Annotated in this window: 20 protein-coding genes; 7 read left to right on the plus strand and 13 right to left on the minus strand. The window is 36.2% G+C overall.

The genetic code is table 11. The annotated features are described in order from the left end of the window. Positions 1-35 precede the first annotated feature (35 nt). Positions 36-899, plus strand: coding sequence for a KPN_02809 family neutral zinc metallopeptidase (ypfJ, locus tag FW778_RS08010; RefSeq protein WP_150414075.1), 864 nt, complete (start codon positions 36-38; stop codon positions 897-899). Positions 900-902: 3 nt separating this feature from the next. Here ypfJ and FW778_RS08015 read toward each other — a convergent pair whose 3' ends face one another. The 3 genes from FW778_RS08015 to FW778_RS08025 form a co-directional block, all read right to left on the minus strand. Continuing rightward, positions 903-1,052 carry a hypothetical protein gene (locus tag FW778_RS08015; RefSeq protein WP_150414076.1) on the minus strand — a complete coding sequence of 50 codons (150 nt, stop codon included), beginning with the start codon at positions 1,050-1,052 and terminating at the stop codon, positions 903-905. Between the two features lie 100 nt (positions 1,053-1,152). Next, positions 1,153-1,890: a DNA-formamidopyrimidine glycosylase family protein gene (locus FW778_RS08020; RefSeq protein WP_150414077.1), complete on the minus strand. Its 738-nt coding sequence runs from the start codon at positions 1,888-1,890 to the stop codon at positions 1,153-1,155. A gap of 354 nt (positions 1,891-2,244) precedes the next feature. Then, positions 2,245-2,622 carry a hypothetical protein gene (locus FW778_RS08025; RefSeq protein ID WP_150414078.1) on the minus strand — a complete coding sequence of 126 codons (378 nt, stop codon included), beginning with the start codon at positions 2,620-2,622 and terminating at the stop codon, positions 2,245-2,247. A 517-nt stretch (positions 2,623-3,139) separates the two neighbouring features. On the opposite strand from FW778_RS08025, the gene FW778_RS08030 reads away from it, so the two are divergent. From FW778_RS08030 to mtgA, 4 genes are all read left to right on the plus strand, one after another. After that, positions 3,140-4,666 (plus strand): GH3 family domain-containing protein, encoded by a 1,527-nt coding sequence (locus tag FW778_RS08030; RefSeq protein ID WP_150414079.1) that lies wholly within the window; start codon positions 3,140-3,142, stop codon positions 4,664-4,666. 99 nt (positions 4,667-4,765) lie between these two features. Then, on the plus strand, positions 4,766-5,419 hold the full coding sequence (locus tag FW778_RS08035; RefSeq protein ID WP_150414080.1) for a LysE family translocator: 654 nt from the start codon (positions 4,766-4,768) through the stop codon (positions 5,417-5,419). Beyond that, complete coding sequence (locus tag FW778_RS08040; RefSeq protein ID WP_150414081.1) at positions 5,416-5,970, plus strand: hypothetical protein; 555 nt, start codon at positions 5,416-5,418, stop codon at positions 5,968-5,970. Before FW778_RS08035 ends, FW778_RS08040 begins: the two co-directional genes overlap by 4 nt. An 11-nt stretch (positions 5,971-5,981) precedes the next feature. Next, positions 5,982-6,689, plus strand: coding sequence for a monofunctional biosynthetic peptidoglycan transglycosylase (gene mtgA / locus FW778_RS08045; RefSeq protein WP_150414082.1), 708 nt, complete (start codon positions 5,982-5,984; stop codon positions 6,687-6,689). Between the two features lie 8 nt (positions 6,690-6,697). Here the strand turns inward: mtgA and FW778_RS08050 are convergent, their stop codons facing one another. The 4 genes from FW778_RS08050 to FW778_RS08065 form a co-directional block, all read right to left on the minus strand. Continuing rightward, complete coding sequence (locus FW778_RS08050) at positions 6,698-7,261, minus strand: AAA family ATPase (RefSeq protein WP_150414083.1); 564 nt, start codon at positions 7,259-7,261, stop codon at positions 6,698-6,700. Beyond that, entirely contained in the window at positions 7,249-7,908 is a 660-nt protein-coding gene (gene pnuC / locus FW778_RS08055) for a nicotinamide riboside transporter PnuC (RefSeq protein ID WP_150414084.1), read from the minus strand. The genes FW778_RS08050 and pnuC overlap by 13 nt, the downstream gene beginning before the upstream one ends. Positions 7,909-7,996: 88 nt before the next feature. Then, entirely contained in the window at positions 7,997-8,596 is a 600-nt protein-coding gene (locus tag FW778_RS08060; RefSeq protein ID WP_150414085.1) for a NifU family protein, read from the minus strand. Between the two features lie 117 nt (positions 8,597-8,713). Next, positions 8,714-11,026: an ATP-dependent helicase gene (locus FW778_RS08065; RefSeq protein ID WP_150414086.1), complete on the minus strand. Its 2,313-nt coding sequence runs from the start codon at positions 11,024-11,026 to the stop codon at positions 8,714-8,716. Positions 11,027-11,342: 316 nt separating this feature from the next. On the opposite strand from FW778_RS08065, the gene FW778_RS08070 reads away from it, so the two are divergent. Together FW778_RS08070 and FW778_RS23425 are read left to right on the plus strand one after the other, a co-directional pair. Further along, the gene (locus tag FW778_RS08070) at positions 11,343-11,792 is read left to right on the plus strand and encodes a hypothetical protein (protein WP_150414087.1); all 450 of its coding nucleotides are present in this window, start codon (positions 11,343-11,345) and stop codon (positions 11,790-11,792) included. Between the two features lie 166 nt (positions 11,793-11,958). Continuing rightward, a complete protein-coding gene (locus tag FW778_RS23425) occupies positions 11,959-12,111 on the plus strand; it encodes a hypothetical protein (RefSeq protein ID WP_235906152.1) in 153 nt (50 codons plus the stop codon). A 273-nt stretch (positions 12,112-12,384) separates the two neighbouring features. On the opposite strand, the gene FW778_RS08075 is transcribed toward FW778_RS23425, so the two are convergent. From FW778_RS08075 to feoB, 6 genes are all read right to left on the minus strand, one after another. Then, positions 12,385-16,119: a DEAD/DEAH box helicase gene (locus FW778_RS08075; RefSeq protein ID WP_150414088.1), complete on the minus strand. Its 3,735-nt coding sequence runs from the start codon at positions 16,117-16,119 to the stop codon at positions 12,385-12,387. A 142-nt stretch (positions 16,120-16,261) separates the two neighbouring features. Beyond that, positions 16,262-17,002: a 2-phosphosulfolactate phosphatase gene (locus FW778_RS08080; protein WP_150414089.1), complete on the minus strand. Its 741-nt coding sequence runs from the start codon at positions 17,000-17,002 to the stop codon at positions 16,262-16,264. 28 nt (positions 17,003-17,030) lie between these two features. Further along, complete coding sequence (gene gcvT, locus FW778_RS08085; RefSeq protein WP_150414090.1) at positions 17,031-18,116, minus strand: glycine cleavage system aminomethyltransferase GcvT; 1,086 nt, start codon at positions 18,114-18,116, stop codon at positions 17,031-17,033. Between the two features lie 161 nt (positions 18,117-18,277). Then, the gene (locus FW778_RS08090; protein WP_150414091.1) at positions 18,278-20,494 is read right to left on the minus strand and encodes a PspC domain-containing protein; all 2,217 of its coding nucleotides are present in this window, start codon (positions 20,492-20,494) and stop codon (positions 18,278-18,280) included. A 35-nt stretch (positions 20,495-20,529) separates the two neighbouring features. Beyond that, positions 20,530-20,862, minus strand: a complete 333-nt coding sequence (locus FW778_RS08095) for a PadR family transcriptional regulator (protein WP_150414092.1) — start codon at positions 20,860-20,862, stop codon at positions 20,530-20,532. Positions 20,863-21,273: 411 nt separating this feature from the next. Then, positions 21,274-23,394, minus strand: coding sequence for a ferrous iron transport protein B (gene feoB, locus FW778_RS08100; protein WP_150414093.1), 2,121 nt, complete (start codon positions 23,392-23,394; stop codon positions 21,274-21,276). Positions 23,395-23,493: the final 99 nt, after the last annotated feature.

Below are 23,493 nucleotides of genomic sequence, written 5' to 3' on the forward strand. Positions count from 1 at the left end.
CGTTATAGTTCCTATTAATTTTTAAACTTTTAATTATGCAATGGCTAGGAAGACAGGGAAGTGATAATGTAGATGACCGCAGAGGTATAACCGGCGGGCACGTAGCTTTTGGCGGAGGAATTATTGGTGTAATTTTTATTCTGGCTAAATTCCTTTTAGGCGGCGGAGATGTAAATCAATTACAGCACGATTTGCAACAGCAGCAACCACAACAGCAGGAAATGACTGCCGAACAAAAAGCAGCAGACGATAAAGAAGCCTCTTTTGTAAAAGTGGTTTTAAAAGATACTGAAGACGTATGGTCCAAAATTTTTGGCGACATGGGCAAAACTTATACTAAGCCAACTTTAGTGCTTTTTCGAGACGCGACCACTTCAGGTTGTGGGGAGGCAAGTTCTCAAAGTGGGCCTTTTTATTGCCCGGTTGATCATGATGTTTATATTGATCTTTCATTTGCCCAAGAATTAAATGATCGCTTTAATGTAGGCGGAGAATTTGCCATGGCTTATGTTGTTGCCCATGAAGTGGGCCACCACGTTCAATACTTACTTGGAACTACTCAAAAACTGCAGAAGATTCAACAGGAAGTAAGCGAAACAGAATACAATAAATATTCTGTAAAGCTGGAACTTCAGGCAGACTTTTACGCTGGAGTATGGGCACATTACGATCAGCAAATGAAAAATGTAATTGATCCTAACGATATAGAACAAGCGCTAACTGCCGCTAATGCCATTGGAGACGACCGGCTACAAAAGGCAGCAACGGGCACAGTTACTCCTGATGCCTTTACCCATGGCACTTCAGCCCAAAGAATGTATTGGTTTAAAAAAGGCTATGAAACAGGAGATTTAGGCCAGGGAGATACTTTTGCCACAGGCGCAGTAACTATGCGATAAATTTTAATGCCTTTTAAAATATTGAATTTCCTTTTCGTGTTTTTCTGCTGCAGCTCTTGTTTTAAAAGTTCCTAAATTTTTTCTCTTTTTTGTTGTGGGATCTGTTTTCTTTGAATACAACCTGTATTCACCTGATTTTAATTTTCGAATCATTGTATAACTTTTTATGGAAAAGAAAAACAACACGCATGCCATTTATAATCGCCTGTCCGTTTCAACCAGTTCTTCTGCAGAAATTTAAGAGTTATTGATGTTATTCTTTTGAATACAACACCTGGCAACCGGGGCAAAAAAAAGTTCTTCGCCTTGTTTGCCCGCAATATTTTTTAATAACCGGAATGTTGCTACCCGGACAGATTTTTTTTGTATGAACCAGCCAATGTTTTCTCAAAACAAATTCTTTTTTCCATTTAAGAAAATCGAAACTATACGTGCGGGCTTCTTTAATAAGCTCATTTATTTTTCGCGAAGGAATATCTTTAAGTTTGTTTTCCGGATGAAGCCTGGTCCGATATAACACTTCATTTTTAATAATATTTCCTACTCCTGCAAAAATGTTTTGATTCAGCAAAGCGTCACAGACAAGCGTTTCGGGCATAAGTTGTAGTTTTTCCCTGGTTGTTTTGGCGTTCCATTTATCATTCATTACATCTGAACTCCAGTCATAAACTTCATTAATATCACCTTCAATAAATTTAATAGAGCATGCATAAAAATTAAGTTCCCCGTTTTTAAAAAGCAGGCTTAAACGCGGAGCAGTGGTTTTTTGCTCGTTAATGCGATAACTTCCAAATAACATCAAGTGTATACGCAGCGTAAATTTTTTAAAACATATTAAGAAATGTTTTCCCCAACTTTTAAAATCAATTATTTTTTCTCCGGACATTCTTTGAATATCCGTTTTACTGTTTCCCAGTACTTTTAAAATTTTCTTTCCTTTAAATTGTTGAACTGCTTCCTTTAAAATTATTATAGAAGGACCTTCAGGCATGTATAATTTTAAAAGCCTTATTTCAAACGCCAGGCCAATAATTTCAAAAAAAATAACGGTAAAACTTAATCCAATACCGTTATAAAATTACTCATACCATACACCCTAAACCTATTGATGATGTAACCAAAGATTTAACATTCAGAATCGGTTGATTTTTGACAGTATTTTTTTGCGGGAAAACCCAGTAGATCATGAGGAAGAAATTAACCAGGCATAGGATTTATTGAATGATGTAGGATTTATTTTCCACAACAGTATTCTTAAACCTGTTTGCTTTACTGTAGTATAATCTTTCTTTTCGAAATTGGCATCTTGAAATAGAAGATCGAATTCTCGAGGATTCTTCAATCATTACTGTTCTGTTTCTTCCTCAGCAGTTTTGCCTTTCTTTTTCGCGGGAGTTCTATCAATTGCAGCACTTACGTTCCTAACAGATAGCTGAAACTTAGTATTGAGGCTTAGTTCATAGTTATTTTCACTAATGATTTGCTTCGCGCTATCATCCTCTAGAATCACAGATGCGAGATTCATTGCAAGTGCTGAACCACTTATGACATTTCCAACTTTCCCATCTGTAAATTCAATAGTAAATTTATATCCGGCTTTTCGACCTGTACCGGCTCTTTCAAAATCTACCCTGTTGAGGTCCAGAACCTGGTCTTCTGTGGCAGATTTCTTCATTAATATCCTTATAATGGGTAGATATTTTTTCCAGATGTGATTATACATTAAGAATTGTAATTTAATTTTTATTTAGGGGCATTATCCGGAAAGAATCCAGTTTACCTGATGTAAAGATAGGTTAACCGTAATTAGGATAAAATTAGTGTAATTTTTCTATCGCGATAAATAATTTAGAAATAAGCCCCGAAAGAAAGTTATATCAGTTTGAAAAATTGTGTTAAAAGAAGGCAACATTTCCAGGCTCCCGATAAATAAAACTCCCGGCCAAAACGAGCCGGGAGCCTCCTGATTAAAAACTACACACACTTTTTATTCCCAGAAATCTGTTATAATATTTTCTTTTCGTTGCGAAAGTCCAATTTGCCAGGGCTTTCAGAGCGCTAAGATTTATCTTTTTCTTTAAAAAAATTCTTCCATTTAGCAAACGGCAACTCCCACTTATCAAGCGGCAATTTTTACAATATTTTTTTTATAGCTTTACTGTTACAAACCACTTATAAATTAATGTTACATGGACGTTTAGTATTCACTAAATTTGTTCTACTCTCAACTTAATAATTGAATGGCATTAATAGAATTCAAATTACCAAAATCAATTTCAAGAGCACTTAATATACCAGTAAGTTCGCCCAAGCGGCAACAGTTGAAGGTGCTTATAAAATTGTTGAGAAAATCCCGTTTTACGGAATTTGGTCAAAAATATCTTTTCGACGAAATTCTCTTAAGCAAGCATCCAGGTAAGGCTTTTCAACAAATAGTACCAACTTATAACTATAGCAAAATTTTTCATGAATGGTGGCATCGGGCACTGGATGGGAAGCCGGATGTGTGCTGGCCCGGTATAATTAAGTTTTTTGCTTTAAGTAGTGGCACCAGCGAATCTTCCAGTAAATATATTCCTATTACAAAAGAATTGATAAGGGCTAATACGCTAACCAGTATTCGACAACTTATAAGCCTTGCCTCGTATAATAATGTACCGAAATCTTCTGTAGGTAAGGGCTGGCTGATGCTTGGGGGCAGTACTCATTTACAAAAATCTGCCACATATTATGCTGGTGATCTTAGCGGAATACAAGCTAAAAACATTCCTTTCTGGTTTCAGAGCATGTATAAACCCGGGAAAAAAATTGCAAAAAATACAGATTGGTCAAAAAAATTGGATGAAATAGTTGAAAAAGCCCCTGAATGGGATATTGCCTTTTTGGTGGGGGTACCTGCATGGGTTCAACTTTGCATGGAAAAAGTGATCGAACGTTACAACTTGAAAAATATTCATGAAATATGGCCTAACCTGGCCTTTTATGTTCATGGTGGCGTAGCTCTTGAGCCATATAAAAGAGGATTTAATAAACTTTTAGGCAGGCCCATTACTTATATTGAAACTTACCTTGCCAGTGAAGGATTTCTTGCTTATCAAAACAGGCAAGATGCTAAAGGGATGAAACTCGCTCTCAATAATAATATTTTTTTTGAGTTTGTTCCATTCGACTATAAAAACTTTGACAGCGAAGGCAATATGGTTGCAAATCCTGAAGTGTTGATGATTCACGAGGTAGAAGAAAATAAAAATTACGCAATTCTTATAAGCACCAATGCCGGCACCTGGAGGTATTTGATTGGCGACACCGTTAAGTTTGTCGATCTCGAAAAAAATGAAATAGTTATAACCGGGCGAACGAAGCATTTTCTAAGCCTCGTTGGAGAACACCTGAGCGTGGAAAATATGAACGAGGCCATTAAACTTGTAAGTGAAGAACTTAATATTTCCATTGGCGAGTTTACTGTAGCCGGTGTACCTTATGGCAACTTTTTTGCCCACCATTGGTTCATCTCAACTGATGACAATGTAAATTCCGAAAACTTAAAAATCATGATCGATGAAAGGCTTAAAGAACTCAATGATGATTATGAAGTAGAGCGAAAACATGCACTCAAAGAAATTATTGTTGACGTACTAAGTGAACAAACCTTTATGAATTTTATGAAAGCCAAAGGCAAGGTTGGCGGCCAGCATAAGTTTCCCAGGGTCTTAAAAGGAAAAATGCTGGAAGACTGGCAAAAATTTTTAACGGGCGAAAAAGTTTAATTTTTTCTTTTTATTAATTCTATCCTTTTCATAGGTTGTAATTTAAATTGTAGTTTTATAATCCTTCTATTTCTAAAAACTTAAATACCACACGTGTAAATGGTAGATGTTCTTGAAGCAATACTCAAAGGTCTTGCGATGGGCCTGCTACTGGTAATTTCTGTAGGGCCGGTAATTTTCACAATCATCAAGCAAAGTATTAATAACGGAAAGGAAGGCGGGTTTAGTTTTGTAATAGGAGTTTGGGTCAGCGATCTTTTACTGGTGGTTTTAAGTAATGTTTTTTCAGAAATAGTAACACGTCTTCTCGATTTTAAAAAGCCGATTGGCATTACAGGAAGTCTTTTTTTAATTGCAATGGGAGTGCATTATCTTTTTTTCAAAAAAGTTCCGTTACATCCTGAAGATGTTTCTTTACCTCCGCTAAAAGCAAGCGACCATGCAAAAATTGCAATACAGGGGTTTTTACTAAACACACTAAATCCTGCTGTTATTGCTTTTTGGCTCACTGCCGCTACAGCTATTGCCGTTACCCATACGGTGAAAGAGCGCATTATTATTTTTACAACTACACTTCTTATAAATATGAGTGCCGATGTTGCAAAAGTGAAACTCGCAGGAAAACTGAGGTCCAAACTTACTGTCCATAACATAAGGCTTATTAATAAAATTTCGGGTTTAATACTACTCATCTTTGGTACAGTATTGCTTTTGGGCGTGTTGTTCTTTGTAAAAAAACACCTCAATCAATGAAAACCTTATTTCTATTTTGTATCGGATTTTTTTCATTTGTTTCATGCGAAGCGCAGTCATCTGATTTACTAATTCTGAAAAAAAATAACCGTACAATACAAACGTTTTTTCCTGGCAATGAAATAATTTTCAACACATCAACAAGATATTATGATGCCTTTATAGAATCAATAAATCACGATTCTTTATTTCTTATTCAGTATGATATAAAGCAGGTGCCAACCAGCCTTGGTGTATATATTCTCGACACGTTAGGTACTTATCCCTTTGCTGTTAATTATAAAGAAATAACAGGATTTGGAAGATTTGGAAATAAAAAATTTAATTGGTCCGGCTCAGGTGGAGCTTTACTAGGGGGAGGAACACTGCTAACAACAGTTGGCCTGGGAACCTGGCTATTTACGAAACCAAAAACAAGATATTATGCAAGTCCTTATCTTGTGGGAGGAGCAGCCCTGCTTGCAGGTATCGGTTATCTTCTTGCAAAATCCAGCGGCAGAAATAAGTTACTTGGTAAAAAATATACCCTGGAATATATTGCTGTGAAATAAAAATTGATTTATTGGCCAAACAAACAAATAAAAGAGGATTAGCAAAAAGAATTTTCCGAATCATTTTGAAAACCATCGTTTACGGGTTTCTCTTCTCTGTATTGTACATTTTATTTTGCAAATGGATAAACCCGCCAATTACTCTTACACAAATCGGAAGCCTGCTACAGGGCCATGGGCTACATAGAACGTATGTAAAGTTCGACGAAATGAACTCTAACGTAAAGCTCTCGGTAATGGCAAGTGAAGATCAATTATTTCCCGATCATAACGGCTTCGATTTTAAAAGTATTCAAAAAGCAATGAAGCATAATCGAAAAAGTAAATCATTGCGTGGTGCAAGTACCATAAGCCAGCAAGTTGCAAAAAACGTTTTTCTTTGGCAGCATGGCGGTTATTTGAGAAAGGGACTTGAAGTATACTTTACATTTATGATAGAAACTTTTTGGAGTAAACAGCGGATTCTTGAAATGTACCTGAATGTAGCTGAAATGGGAGAAGGAATATTTGGAGTAGAAGCTGCTTCCGAGCATTATTTTAATAAGCATGCAAAAGATCTATCAAGGAAACAGGCTGCATTAATAGCCGCCTGCCTGCCTAACCCTAAGGGATACACGATAAAACCATTGTCTGCTCATGTGGCTTCCCGTTATCCGTGGATATTGCGGCAGATGAATAATCTTGAGACAGATCCTGATATAAAGGAATTGATTAAATAGTCTTTTTTTTATTCTTCAGTCAGGGCATTTATAAACAGTATCGCCTTTTCAAATCTTTCTTCATAACTACCACTTATATCAACCCAGGGCACCGATTGATTAATTAACAGGTCTTTATAAAAATGGTACAATTTATTCCTTGTGCCTACGTCAGGATACTCTCGTAAATTATCTTTAACCCATGGCAGATCAGTATCACAGAGAAGATAACCATCATAACCCCGCCCGGCTATACGATTTAATATCCAGTTATGACATTTATTAAAAACAAATTCACACCAAACCTTCATTACATACATATCAGTGTCAATAAAAAGAAGTGGCGAAGGATGAGTGACAGATAATAAAGAGTTTGTCATCCTGAGCTTGTCGAAGGATTCTTCCAAATCAATTTGTCCTTTTGCAATAGTCAGTAGATCATCATACGAATATTCTGTTCCATTTTTTTCAAGATATTCGCGTGCATATTCCGGCACCCAAATAGTTTTATAATATTCTGCAAGCTGGGTGCATAAAGTACTTTTGCCTGTTGATTCAGGACCAATAACTACGAATTTTTTTATTGTTTCCATTCAGGTATTTCTTCTTTTGCAACAACGAGTTTTTTTGCTCTTTTTATCCATTCCTTTAATCCCCAAAAAGCCATTATCAAGAGGATGATATAATAAATACTCGTAAATACATAATGCTTTACAAAATACAAAGGAATAGACGCAACATTAGTAGCAATCCACCAATACCAGCTTTCTACTTTTTTCCTGGCCATTAACCACATAGCCGTAAACGCTGTGGCACTCGCAAATGCATCAGCCCATGGAATAGCGCCCGGAGCAAAATCTTTTTTCAGATACGTAAGTCCGCTGAATATGCCAATATAAAAAACGGTAAAGAAAAGTAATTGCCTCAACCATTCCTTTAGGTCCGAACTTGTAATTAAAACAATATGCTCCTGTTGTTGATTTTTTCTTGCCCATAAAATCCAGCCATATATACTCATAACGGTATAATAAAAATTAACGGAAGCTTCTCCCAATAAACTTCCATTTACACTTATATAAACGTAAATAATGGTATTTACTAACCCTACCGGGTACACTAGAATATTTTCTTTACGGCTATACCATACACTTGCTATTCCAAAGAATACGGCAATGTATTCCAGCAAAGAAGTATGCTGCATGTCGGATATAAACTGGCGGTAAATTTCTGAAAGACTCAAATAAAATGTTGATTGTCAAAAATAGTATACAATGAAATAAAAAAGGCATCCTTTGATAAGATGCCTGTTATAGTGTTGAAAAAAAAATTTAATCTGCCTCCGCTACTACTTCCCTAACTTCCGGAATCATACGTTTCATCATTCCTTCAATACCCGCTTTTAAAGTAATCATCGAAGAGGGGCAGCCGCTGCAACTGCCTTGCAACATTAAATTTACTCTACCATCTTCATAGCTTTTAAATTGTATGGCGCCGCCATCCATTTCCACTGCCGGCTTTACATAATTTTCGAGCAATTCTTTTATCCGCTTTACGACATCACCATCGTCGAGACTTACTTCATTAGAGCTTACTGTTTTTCTTGATGCTATTTCTTCCTCATTAATTATAATTTTACCTTCTTCGAGATATTCTTTTAAAAATTGTTTTATCGAAGGAATAACATCCTGCCAGTCTTCAGTTTCATTTGTTTTTGTCAGCGTAACAAAATTGCTGGCAATAAATACCGATTTTATAAAAGGAAAGCTAAATAACTCCATAGCGAGGGGGGAAGCCTTAGCACTTTCTTCATCCTGGAAGTCTACACTTTTCCCAGGGTATAAAAGCTTGTTCGCAACAAATTTCATTGTTTCCGGGTTAGGAGTCATTTCGGTATAAATGCTGATAAGTGTATTTCCTGTTTTTATCATAATAAAAGATTGAGTCTACAAAGCTAATAATATTGGGTTGAATAGTAACACCGGGTGTGTTAAGTAACGCCTATAATTATATTTTTTCCGCTTTACGAAAGTGTGCTTATTTAAATTTTATTCTACAATACGAAGTTTAGCATAGTTCAGCATAATTTTCTTTTCGCCATTATGTTCAAATTTTACCGTTGCCACTGGGTTGTGAGCCGCACCTTCCATTTTTATAACTTCTCCAAATCCAAATTTCTGGTGTTCGATTTTTTGCCCTTCCTGCAAATTGCTGGTGTCACTTGGTGTAAATCCCTCCGTGGGTGTATGTTCTTTTATTTTTACAACAGGCGAGGTAACCATGTAGGCTGGCTTTTCCTTTGTAGCACTACGATTCTCCTGTGATGATGTACGAAAACCAGTTTTTGCTTTATCAAATGAATTCCATTGATTACTTTGATTATTACGCATATTCCCTCCGGCAAAAGCCCTATCAAGTCGTTCTTCAGGCAGCTCTTCAATAAACCTGCTTGGATCATTTTGTGTAAGATTGCCAAAGCGATATCGTGTATTCGCATACGTTAGCCAAAGCCTTTGCTTGGCTCTTGTAATCGCTACATAAAATAATCTTCTTTCTTCTTCCAGCTCTTCCCGGGTATTAATTGACATTGCGTTAGGAAATAGCGTTTCTTCTAAGCCTCCAACAAAAACAACAGGAAATTCAAGCCCCTTTGCGGCATGAATAGTCATTAATTTAACCACATCGCTTTCTCCTTTATCATCATCAGCATCAGTTAAAAGAGTTATTTGCTGAAGATAACTTCCAAGGCTTTTATCTAATAGCTCACCATCTTCCGTAGGCGTTTCTGTAAACTCTTTAATTGAGTTGAGTAACTCCTGGATATTTTCATAACGGGCAAGACCTTCTGTAGTTTTATCATTAAAAAGTTCCTTAACCAGCCCGGTATTTTTGCCAACAAGTATGGAAAGATCGTAAGCATTTTTTTTCTGCAATTCACTTTGAAACATCTTTATCATGATGACAAAGTTGTTGATCACTTCAAGCGTGGATGCCTTGTAACCAAACTGTGCAGCCTGTCCCAGCACGTTCCACATAGAAACATTATTCTGGTTTGCAAAGAGAACTGCTTTTTCGACACTTGTTTTTCCGATTCCTCTGGCGGGGAAATTGATAATACGTTTCAACGCTTCTTCATCCCCCGGGTTTAAAATAACTCTCAGGTAACTAAGAAAATCTTTGATCTCTTTTCTTTGATAAAAACTAATACCCCCATAAATTCTGTAAGCAATGTTCATGCGGCGAAGACTTTCCTCAAAGCTCCTGCTTTGTGCATTGGTTCTGTATAATATAGCAAAATCATTATTCCGGTAATGATTGCGCAGCTTCTGTTCCTGTATGGCGTCGGCGACATATTTTCCCTCGTCGTTATCGGTAGCGGTACGCACTAGTTTTATTTTTTCTCCTTCTGCATTGCTGGTCCAAAGCTTTTTGGGAAGCTGTCCTTTATTGTTGGCAATTACATTGTTGGCCACATGAAGTATACTTTGAGAGCTGCGGTAATTTTGTTCCAACATAACCACCTTAACTTCATCATAATCTTTTTGAAACTGCAGAATATTTTCAATAGTAGCACCTCTAAAACTGTAAATACTTTGAGCATCGTCACCCACTACTGCCACGTTCTCATGCATGGCCCCCAATAGTTTTATAATCTGGTATTGGGCGGTATTGGTATCCTGGTATTCATCAATCATTATGTATTTAAACTTTCGCTGGTATTTGCTCAGGCTTTCAGGATGGGTTTTCAAAAGCAAATAAAATTTCAAAAGCAAATCATCAAAGTCCATTGCGCCGTTTTTGTAACAGCGCTTACAATAAGCATCATATATTTGGCCAATCATTGGCCGGTTTGACCGCATATCTTCCTGCTGAAGTCCGTAATCATTTATATATTCTTCAGGAGTTATTAATGCGTTTTTTGCAGAAGATATCCGGTTGTAAACTGTATTGGGTTTATAATGTTTATCATCAAGACCCAATTCATTTACTACCGTTTTTACAACACTTTTTGCATCATCAGTATCATAAATCGTAAAGTTGCGTGGATAGCCAAGTTTTTCTGCTTCTGCCCGTAATATCCTTGCAAACACTGAATGAAAGGTGCCTATATAAATATTTCTTGCTTCGTTGTTCCCAAGAATGTGTTCTACACGTTCTTTCATTTCTGCCGCAGCCTTGTTGGTAAAAGTGAGCGCTAAAATATTGAATGGATCTACCCCTGTTGCTAATAAGTGAGCAATCCGCGTAGTAAGTACTTTCGTTTTACCGCTACCAGCACCTGCAACAATCATTATAGGCCCATCGCGGTGTAGCACAGCTTCGCGCTGTTGCTCATTTAATCCCTCTAAATATACCTGCATAGCACAAAGTTACTGAAACATAAAAGGTTTTGAAGATGCAATATATAATCTTATAGTTCTCAAATCACAAATGCCATTTATCCATATTTTTAAAAAAAATGATAATTAATTTTTACGTTTTAGATTAATTTAAATACGTGTTTACCTATAAAAATTATGACTTCAGTTTCTTATTTCCATGCTTCATCTTTTTCGTTAACGTTACATTAACGAAAGCCTCTCCCACACTGAATTACCGGCGATACCAAATTGCTTGCCCGCTTTTATAAAGACTCCTAATTTTACCTCCGATTCCTTAACCAATAAAAATTAAAGTATGAAAAAGATCTTTTTTGCATGTCTTGTAACAATAGTGTCAGCAACATCAGTTTTTGCAGCTCCAAAATCTCTTGTAACTGAAAAAGTTTTAAAAGTTTTTCATGAAGCATTTCCGGAAGTTAAAAAACCTTCATGGTACACTTTTGATAATTATTATGAAGTATATTTTACTAACCCGGATAACTCTTCCTGCAGAATTGATTACAGCCCGGATGGAATCCTGTTAAGCACAACAAGATATTATACCGAACAGAATCTTCCACCCGCTATCAGGGCAAAAGTGAATGAAAAATATCCTGGTAAAAAAATATTTGGGATAACAGAGGTTTCCAATAGTGAAAATGTAACTTATAACATAGTGTTAGAAGACAATAAAAACTGGTATAATATCGAATCAGATGCCACAGGTGTTATCAGATTGAATAAAAAATTAGAAAGAACCGAATAAAAAGTTTTCAGAAAATTTGTAAGAGGTAATTTGTAAAACCATATTTTACGAATTGCCTTTTTTTGTGCCCTGACTACAGCAATAAAAAGCTAACGCACGTTAAATAGACTGAGCTTAGGTACAATAATTTTTTAATTTGATGCGTTATATTTTCCAATTCCTTATTATGAACATTAAAAATCTTACTGGTTCTATGGATCAAATCCGTTGTATTGTAAAAGGTTTCATTGGGAAACTAACGCAAAACCCGGAATTTTATAATATCAGGCATTATACTAAAAGCCGTTATAAATCCTATAATCAGAAAAAGACATGGTGAGAATTTTGGAAATGAAATGCTTTCGGAATTTACGGAAACAGGAATTGAGTGGTTATGCTATTGCAAAAGAAGGGACTATGTTTTTACTTTAGAGTACAGAAATAAATATAATAATCCTCTTTAAAACCAAGTTTTATGAAAAATCAAGTTTACCAAAAAAAAACCGCCTTCTCAGTGTTCTTCAGCACTCTTTCAAAAAATTTTATTGCACTTTTTGAATCAGGCAATAAAAAAGAATTTCAAAGGTTAAAGGATTTTATTACCTCTTAATTCTTAACTGAAGAGATATTCTACATCTTCTTTACTAAGGCTTTTTACGAAAGTCTGGTCATCAGAAATTAATTCCTTTGCAAGGGTACGTTTGCGTTCCTGGAGCTGCAAAATTTTATCTTCAATTGTATCCTTGCAAATCATTCTATAGGCAAAAATATTCTTAGTTTGTCCTATTCTATGGGTTCTATCTATCGCCTGCTGCTCAACCGCGGGATTCCACCACGGGTCAACAATATAAACATAATCTGCAGCAGTTAAGTTGAGCCCTACGCCCCCAGCCTTAAGAGAAATAAGGAACACACGGGAATTATCGTTTGTTTGAAAATTTTGAATAGAACGTTCTCTCTCTTGAGGAGGAGTACTTCCATCGAAATAATCAAATTCAATATTATTTTCTGTTAGTTTTTCTTTAATTAATGCGAGCATGCCAAGAAACTGGGAAAATATAAGGGCTTTATGTTCGCCAATATTTTCAGTTATTTCTCTTGTAAGCTCGTCAAGCTTGATCGAATGATTAGGGTATTTTTCTTCTTCGTTAAGGATAGCAGGACTGTCACATATTTGCCGTAGCTTCATTAATCCTTGCAAAATAGTGAGCTGAGATTTATCAATTCCTTCTCCCTCAATTACACCCATAATTTTATCGCGATAAACATTTCGATACGCATCATACACTTCTTTCTGTTCATCCTCCATTTCGCAAAAAAGGATAGTTTCTGTTTTTTCGGGGAGGTCTTTAGCTACCTGCTCTTTTGTTCTGCGAAGTATAAACGGATAAAGGAGTTTACGCAGGTGGTCTTTTTGTTCCTGTTCACCAAATTTATCAATGGGGGTTGAAAATTCATTCCTAAAAAATTCGACAGAACCCAACAGGCCGGGATTTAAAAAATTCATTTGAGCATATACGTCAAAAGTATTATTCTGTAATGGCGTACCACTCATACACAGCCTGTTTTTTGAAGTAAGTAAACAAGCAGCTTTAGTAACCTTAGAAGAAGGATTTTTGATTGCCTGAGATTCATCCAGGATTACATAATCAAATAAAATCTTCATCATTAACTGAATGTCGCTTCTTAAAGTTCCATAGGTGGTAATTATTACATTATAATTTTCAAAATCCGCTGGATTCCTCGTACGTAAGCTTCCATGGTGTATGCACCAGGTAAGTGATGGCGTAAATTTTCTTATTTCATTCTCCCAATTATAAATAAGTGTGGTGGGACATACTACCAAAGCTTTTAAACCGCCTTCCTCTTTTGCATAATGGCTTAACATGCTCAAAGCCTGAACCGTCTTCCCTAATCCCATATCATCTGCAAGAATACCGCCCCAGCCCACAGATTTTAGATAATTAAGCCAGTTAAATCCTGAAACCTGGTAAGGCCTTAGTTTATTTTCTAACTCTTGCGGCACTTCAGTTTCGGGGATACTTTTAAAATTTCTTAGCCGTGCGTATTTTTCGTCTAATTCAAAAGAAAGTTCTTTTTCATCTCTTTTCTCATATAAATCATCTATTACGCTAAGATGAAATTTAGAAAGCCTGAGTTTATTTTCCTTTCCCTGGCCAACCTTAAAAAGCAGCGAATATTTATTTATCCATTCGTCCGGAAGTATCCCGAGGGAGCCATCGTTTAGTTGTACAAAAGATTGCTTATTTATTAAAGCCTTTTTTATTTCAGAGATGCCAATTCTTTGCTCGCCAAAAGAAAGCTCAATTTTTGCATCAAACCAATCCAGGCCACTGCTCAAATGGATTTGCGTAGATGGTTTAGCGGTGTTAAACCGGAAATTTTTTAATGCATTAAATCCCGATACAGGGATTTTCATTTCTTTCATGGCATCCACAAATAGAAAAAACCAGTTATTCTTAAGTACATCGGTTCCCTTTAAAACCAGGCTTCCATTTTCTTTAGTTGAAAACTGAGAATGTAAGCCGGCAAGTTTATTGTGAAATTCCTGTTCGGCTTCTTTATTCCGATGCACCATCAATATTTTGCCATCTTCAGGAACTATAATGGTTTCTTTATCGCCCGGCCTGACATTGAATCCCTTATAACTATATACGGGTTGAAATAAGAGGTAATCTCCCTTTTCTATAAGCATCAGGCTTATGTCCGGTTGGCCATCTTTAGTTTCTTTTACTAACTGATCATCAAATTTTACTTCATATTCTTTTGTAAGCGGCATTATTACTTCTTTTAAAAAAGAAGGCCATTCGTTTTCGGATATATGAAGCGTTTTATTAAATTTTTTGGCGATAAGTGCATCCTCTGCCTTTTTCCATAAGAAGATTTCCTGGTCGTATAAAAACAATAAAAAATTATCCCATTGATTGTCGCTTGCTTTTAGAGTTTCGTTATTAATTCTAATGGCGGCATTCAAAAAATATTCATCGTCTTTCACTGCTACCTCAAACTGTACAAAAGGATGTACATCTGAAGTAACAACGCTTTGCAAATTTTCTGTATTAAATTTTTTTCCTGCAGGTAAATACAAGGTAATATTCTGCTCCTGGAAAATCTTTTTTAGCTTAGGGTGAATATATTCGGTAATAAGCAACTTAGTTTCTTCAGGAAGTTCTTCATTTTCCTGTTGAATAATATTTTCCCAAAAACCACTAAAGGGTGAATTGCGGTTTAAATATTTATTAATTTCTGATTGCTGTAGCTTTCGGGCTTGCTGTATCAATTGTTTGTCCTTAATCGAAAAAACATCTGTATTAATAAATTTGCCAAGGTCGAGCTTTTCAACACGGCCAATAAATTTCTCTCCGTCTTCATCATAATCACCCTGTATGGCGTCAATTGAAAAAAATGGAAATTCTTTTTGATTTGCATTAAATACAATGGCTACTTTTTTGCGCTTTACTGCCACAGCCATAGCAATTTCCGCCGATTGAGTTACCGGTTCATAACTCTTTGGGAAATTGGAAGTAACAGGAGTTATTTTTTTAATTGAGGGATCAAGAACTTTTAGAAATGGCTTACCATCTTTATAAATGAATTCGAATTTGCCGGAGAGTTCCTCATTTAAACTATAGCCGTAAAGTTCAAGTAACTTATTCTTTTCTTTATCCCAGTTTCGAATAGAATCAAAATAATAAGGGCCATAAGCATTTAACAAGTGAAGAAACAAGGTTGTTTTATGTTCACATAAAGCGTGTAAGTTTTCGCTGCAGGTACAGGAGGTATCAAAATTCTTTTCTTCGTTTTTTTGAACAATCAAATAATATTTTTCTCCATCAATATCAAGACTTGCTTCTACTCTTTCATTTTTGGCGCTGAGTATATTTAGTTTATTGGTTCTGAGTATAACTTCAGCTGCTTCATAGTTGTCTGGCCCTGTCAGCATCCTGATAGTTTTCAGATCAATAAACTTCATTTTAATAACAGTGTGCTTTTGATTGTATACAGAAATATTATCTGATGTGAGCAAATTTCTGTCTACAAGATCCTGTAACTGGAATAAAGCTGCCGCCTCATGACGGCATATATCGCCTAAGTTGTACGGGCATGTGCATCGTACAGAAAGAGACTTAGGATCATCATACTTTTGAACCGTTACTTTATAAAAAGTTGCGTAACTGTCATCCTTAATTCTAAAAGTAACGGTATGCATTAATTCATCATGCTCAACTAATTCAACATAACCTGAAGAATGAATTTTTTTCCCCCTGCGAATTACTTCATCAGTTCCGGAATTATAAACATATTTGATTAAATGAGGTAGGGCCAAGATGTCTTCTGTTTACATTTTTGCAGGTATCGATCTGCCGTTTACAGTTAAAAAAGGTCAATTTGCAAAAGTATGAAAAATTAGTGGGCTGTGACTTTAGATAATGGGTTTTTTGCAAAATTTGATGCTGTTTAAATACATTTTAACGTAGCAGGAGTCTTCCGGATTCATACACAACAAGGATATTGGCATTATCCGTAGTGAGGCAGAATTTAATATCTTCTGCAAGGCCATAACCCATTAATCGCAGGTAATGAGAGGCGTTTTTATCTCTCATGAATGCAAAAAGATCGTTACTTGCCTGGTGATATAAAGTTTCAGCAATTTGGCTTGCATCGCAATTTTGATGAAAATTATTCTTTATCCTACTTATAACTGCTCCGGCAAATAAAGTATCTTCAATATTAACCCGATCTTTCCAGGCTGCGCAAGCAAGAATTACGTTTTTCTTTTGAACGGCTAAATAATCGCAAACTGCAGAAAGGTTACAAAATGAGCCGGTGATAATTCCCTGGGCTCCTTCCGCTAATGCCATATGTAATAACCGTGTTCCGTTGGTTGTAGTAAGCACCAAAGTTTTTCCTTTAATAAATTCAGGTTGGTATTGTAACGGAGTATTACCATACTTTAATCCATCTGCAATTTTACCGTCTCTTTCGCCCGCTGTTATTACATCCATTTGCTTACCAAGCTTTATACATTCAGCAACACTGTCAACTGGTATAATACTTTTAGCTCCGTTGTAAAGTGCAGTTGCAATAGTAGAAGTGGCTCTTAAGATATCAATTATTACGACTATGCTGCTACTTACATCGTATAGATGCAATAAAGACGGAGAAAGGCAGGTACTAAGTGAAGGAAGTTTGTTTTTTTCTGCTTTCATTAATATAAACGCTTACTGTTTTGGCAAATTATTCAAAGGGCATCTTTACAACCTTCGCTGTAAGTAATTTGTCTCTAACTTTTACATAAACTTGCGTATCAATTTTGGAATAAGCTATATCAACATATCCCATTGCTATTGCTTTATTTAGCGAGGGAGCCTGAGTTCCACTGGTTATTCGTCCAATCGCAGCGCCCTCACTGTCTTTTATTTCGTAATTTTTTCTTGGTATTCCCTTTTCCACCATTTCAAGACCAACCAGCTTTCTATTTATCCCTTCTGTCTTTTGTTTTTCTAAAAATTCTTTTGCCGTAAAATCTTTTGTAAATTTTGTTATCCATCCAAGCCCGGCTTCTAGTGGAGAGGTTGTATCGTCTATGTCATTTCCATAGAGGCAATATCCCATCTCAAGCCTTAACGTGTCTCTTGCAGCCAGGCCTATTGGTTTAAGTCCTAAAGGAGTTCCTGTTTCGAAAATCTTATCCCAGATAATACCTGCAGCTCCTTCCTTATCTTCAAAATAAATTTCTACTCCGCCAGAACCCGTGTAGCCTGTTGCGCTTATTAAAACATTATCTACTCCTGCGAATTTGCCCTTAAAAAATGTGTAATATTTAAGATTCATAATGTCTATCTCAGTTAGTGGCTGCAATATTTTAGTTGCATTAGGACCCTGAATAGCCAATAAACATGTTTTGTCGGAAACATTGTGGCATTCGACATCTTCATTGTTGTTTTTCTGAATCCACTCCCAATCCTTGTCAATATTAGAAGCATTTACAACAAGCATATACACCTTGTTTTCTTCTATGCAATAGACGATAAGATCATCGATAATACCTCCGGTTGTATTTGGAAAGCAACTGTATTGGGCCTTTCCGGCAGTAAGCTTTGATGCATCATTGCTGGTAATTTTTTGAATAAGCGCCAGCGCTTTTTCTCCTTTCAAAATAAATTCCCCCATGTGGCTTACATCGAAAACACCTGCGTTTTTTCTAACTGTCGCATGCTCTTCATTAATACCCGTATAGCTGATAGGCATATTATATCCTGCAAATTCTGCCATCTTAGCTCCAAGCTGAATATGTTTTTGGGTGAAAGGAGTTTTCTTCATAAAATTTTTTAAGGCGTGCAAATTTATGCGAAAATTAAGGTTATGCCGATTTTGATTTTAAAACCAAATTGTTTTGGAGATATATACCATAAAACTAAAGAGCCCCATGTACGAAACATGAAGCCCTTCTTTCAACTTCAACCTTAAAAAGTTTCAGCGAATTATATGTGCATAACAAAATTGTACGACGGTTTATCAATGCGTATGTAAGCTGACGCTCCGGTTTTTGCATCCAGCTTCTCAATTTTTTGTTCCAGTTTTTCCTTTGCATTATTTAAGGAATCTTTTAACCTGGTATCTTCTTTTTCTTTTTCTTTTTTTAAGGAATCCAAGGAAGCCTGTATTTTTTCTATTTGCAATTTCTTGGCATTGCTCAATGAATCAATTTTATCATGCTGATTGTATCGGTAATTTTGATCATTAGGAAGCGTGCCAGGGTTTTGGTCCTCATCGTAGTCAGAGTTCCAGTCTCTGCGGTAATCACTCTCTTTGTTTGCCGGGATGCCATCTAAGGTATATAAGCCATCTTCTTTCATTATATATGTTTCATCATATTTGTAATCGTAATCATCGTTATTCTCCCAGTCATACCAATCATTGTTGTTCCACCATGGCCCATTTATTCTTATCCTGTTATAACTCATATTTTTATTGATTTTGATACGATGGCCTACCGGAACGTACACAATAACTTCCACGCTTTGATTACGGAATTTGTCTTTGGTATTAATTGAAATTGCTCTATCGGAAAACAATATTGAATCACTTTGTGATATATTAAAATTAATGAGAGCAGCCAATGTATCAGCATCTCTCCTTGTATCGCCGCTACACATTTTTATAAGGCCAACCTCGAAGCTATCCGTAGGTGACTTTTCAATTCTAATCCTCACATTACCGATGAAAACAGTATCGTCATCGAAATTAGCAAAGGGCTCAAACCGAAACCAACTGTCGCTTCTATAATACCTGTTATTGTTGAATGAGGTCACTTCAAGGCTTTGAACACCAGGATTGGTTAAGGCTATCTTTTCTTCAGTAATCGAACTACTTCTCCTGAAGTCATTACCAACCGAAGCGATCAATGACACAAAACAAATAATTCCCAAAATCCACAAGCCTAAGAAAGAAAAGCGCATCATTCTATTCGTGCTCTTTATTTTGGCAATTCGCCTTATTATAAACGTGATAACGCCTACTACCGGAACTCCTATAAAAAAGATTAACGTTCCCCATGCCAGCACACTTTGCCATCCATCAGTGAGCACAAATGCTTTTAAGGGAAATAATCCAATTGACACAACTGCTATAGAAAACAAAGCAATAATAAGTGCTAAGGCAATACAGCCTAAAACGAAATATGCAAAAATCTTAAAAAGGGTTACGATTATATTACCAAGAGCGCCACTGGTTCTCTTTGCCGCATATTGCATTTCCTTTCCAATTTCGCTCCCTTTTTCCTTTGCGATATTCCCCGCTTCCATACCCAGTTTATTAACTCTTTCTTTTACACCTTTCATTTCTTCTACCACTGAGTTTTTAATTGAAGTAAGATCTACTTTTTCTCCCTTCATTTCCAGCTTTTCTGAGGTAGTAGTTGCTTCTGGTATTACCAACCATAGAATGATATAGATTATAAAAGTGCCGGGGCTGAAAGAGAAACTGAGAAAATTTGGAAAAGTAAGCGGACCAACATGACCCCATCTAAAAAAGAAAGAAATAAATGGAATTAGAAAGATGATCCTGGGCAACCATGGATTTACATTAAAGTAACTGCCCATTCCGCTACAAACTCCACCGATTATTTTTCCATCGGGATTACGGTATAATCTTTTGCGAACGCCATTTACAAGCATATTACTACCCGGAACAAATATCCATAAAAGGAGATATAGTAAAAATCCAATTCCGGAAACGATAAATAATACTCTTACAATTACAGGATCGATGCCGAAGTAAGCAGCAATACCGCTACAAACACCTCCCAATACTTTATGGTTTTCATCGCGGTACAAGCGCTTGCCGGGACCTTTCCAGTTCCAGCTATCCTGGAAAGTACTTTCTTCTTTCTGGTTAGTTGTTTTTTCTTTAGTGGCTTCTTGCTCGCCACCTTCAGCATCTTCTAAATCCTGGGGTCGGCCCATATTTTTAATAATGGCGTTTACATCATCATCAGTTATGCAGGTAGAACCTTTCTTCAATCGTTCCTGAAACAACTCGCTGATACGGCTTTCAATATCATTTATAATTTCATCCCGTCCGTCTTCATTAGCAAAATATTGGCGCAAGCTTTCTGTATATTGTTTCAGCAATTCATAAGAAGTTTCCTCAATAGGAACTACAGCTCCTTGGAAATTTATATTAATTACTTTTTTCATGACTATCTTTTTATTTTTTGTTGAAGTTGAATTGGTTAATTTTTCTTACCGGTTATTTCTTCTACTGCATTCGCAAGTTCCAGCCAGGTACTTTCAAGCTCTTTATAGAATTCGGCGCCTTTATCTGTTAACGAAAAATATTTACGTGGAGGTCCACTATTACTTTCCACCCATCTATAGGTAAGAAAGTCAGCATTTTTAAGCCTGGTTAGCAGTGGATAAAGAGTGCCTTCCAGAATATTGAGATTGGCGGCTTTCATTTTATCTATAATATCACTGGGGTAAGCTTCCCCCAATTTTATAACAGACAAAATGCAAAATTCCAATACCCCTTTTCGCATTTGGCTTGCAGTGTTATCTATATTCATTTTTTTTAAATTTTATTCGAATTAACCTTCTTAAATTTTCATTTCTTACACAAAGATATATTGTTTTATAATACTATGCAATACATAATACCTGCTTTTTTAAGGTAGCCGCCATTAAATATTTCTGTTCGCGCAATAGAACCCTCGCCAAATAAGGATTTGGAATATTTTGAATAAAGAAAAATATTTTTTAAAAATTTATGAGTGGGAATATTTTGTGATAAATGGTATTAGAAACGAATAACGCTGAATCATCATTAAGAATTATTCTTTTACCGAAGACAACCATCCAATTTGAAGAGCTCAAAATTTTTTAAAAAGAAAGTAAAACATATAGACAAAGGAGCGTTGAGAAAGATAAAACGATTAGATGGCTTTGCTGGAAATCTCCCATAAACAAACGAAAATGTTTTATTTAAACAAATTATATGTTATAAAACTTATTACATACGCCAGGCCGGTCATATACGTTAGCATAATGAGTGGCCATTTCCAACTATGCGTTTCACGTTTTACAACCGCGAGCGTGCTCATACATTGCATGGCCAATACATAAAAAATTAAAAGAGACAAACCAGTGCCAAGTGTATATACTTTGGTTCCGTCTGATCTCACTGCAGCGTTCATTTTTTGACGGAGCGTTGCATTATTTTCATCTTTAGCATCGCCCACGCTGTACAGTGTTGCCATGGTGCCCACAAACACTTCCCGTGCAGCAAAAGATGTAATGAGAGCGATACCAATCTTCCAGTCATAACCAAGAGGCCTGATAACAGGTTCAATGGTTTTACCTAAGATTCCTGCATATGAATTTTCCAGCAATTCTGTTCTTTTTAATTTATCATATTCAGTTGACTTCTCCGGCTGCTGCTGGTTGAGAGATGCATATTTTTCTGAAACAATTTTCATTTTTGCAGGCGGCCCGTACGAACTTAACAACCAAAGCAACAAACTTATTACCATAATAACTTTCCCCGCCTGAAATACGAACACCTTGGCTTTTTCTACCATAGTGTAAAACATATTTTTCCATCTTGGTTCGCGATAAACCGGGAGTTCTAATATAAAAAAACTTCTTTCCTTGCTTTTTATAAACCACTTCATCACGTAAGCCGAAACCAGTGCCATTACTGTTCCTGTCAAATACATTAACATCATAACCAAACCCTGCAAACTTATAAAGCCAAGATAATTTTTATTAGGAATAACCAATGCAATTAATACGGTATACACCGGAAGACGGGCACTGCAACTCATTAATGGCGTGCACATAATAGTCAGCAACCGTTCTTTTTTATTCTCTATGTTTCGTGCGCTCATAATTGCAGGAACTGCGCAGGCGAACCCGCTTATCATTGGCATAACACTTTTTCCATTCAGGCCAACTTTACGCATAACCCTGTCCGTTAAAAAACTTATTCTTGCCATATAACCTGTGTCTTCCAATAAAGTGATTAGCCCGAATAAAATCATTATTTGTGGAACAAAAACCAATATCCCGCTGAGGCCAGCAAGCAGTCCATTTATAAAAAGATCACTAAACCAGCCTGGTGGCAAAACATTTCCAAGCCAGCCGCCGGCTTTTGCAAAAGTCCATTCAATGCCATCCATTGGAAATTGTGCCAGCAAAAAAATACTTTGGAATAACAAGAAAAGAACGCCTATCAATATAACATACCCCCACGTGCGATGTAACAAAATATCATCAAGCTTCTGGGTAAATAAAGCTTTGTGTAATGGATCAGCCTCCACTACCGTTTGTTGCATAATCGTTTTTATTTTTCCATAACGTTGTAATATTTCTTCAGCCTGTGTTTTTGATGGATTAAAATTCGTTTCTATCTCAATATTCCCTATGGCTTCCTGAATTGGTTGTTCCAGCGCAAATGATTCATGATTAATCAAATAATGAATAGCCCTGTAATCGCTAATTTCAGGGAAAATTTTTTGCACCTTTTTAATTGCCTCGGGAGCGAATGAATTTGCATTAATGAAATCACGTTCAGGAATCTTATTTATATTTTCCGCGGTTTGCTCAATAGCTTTTTTTAGCTGGAGAATTCCTTTATTTTTTCTGGGATTTACAGGTATTGCCAATATTCCCAATTCTCTTTCCAGGCCCGGGATATCCACCTGGATGTTGTTTTTCTTTGCAATATCCATCATCGTTAGCGCTACAACCACAGGCTTTTTAAGATCTATTATCTGGGAGCAAAAAAGTAAGTTTCTTTTAAGGTTGGAAGCGTCAGCAATCAGGACGATAATATCAGCTTTCACTTCCTTATCGTCATCCATTAAAACTTTATAAGTTACCCATTCATCATTTCTTTTTGGATATAAGCTATAAGTTCCGGGCAGGTCAATTATTTTGGCCGAAATCTTTTCAGAAATTTTACTGATCCCTGTTTTCTTATCTACCGTAACCCCTGGGAAATTTCCAACTTTCTGGTTTAAGCCCGTTAATGAATTAAATAATGAGCTCTTACCGCTATTGGGATTTCCTACTAATGCAATATTTATTTGTTTGTTCAAGTTACGAAGTAATAATCGGTAAATTTAAAAGTAACTGATACGAGAGCCTTACGAATTTAGAAAAGAGATTTAAAAGTTAAATTTTTTATCATTTACTTC

The sequence above is a fragment of the Ginsengibacter hankyongi genome (assembly GCF_008710285.1).
GTDB lineage: Bacteria > Bacteroidota > Bacteroidia > Chitinophagales > Chitinophagaceae > Ginsengibacter > Ginsengibacter hankyongi.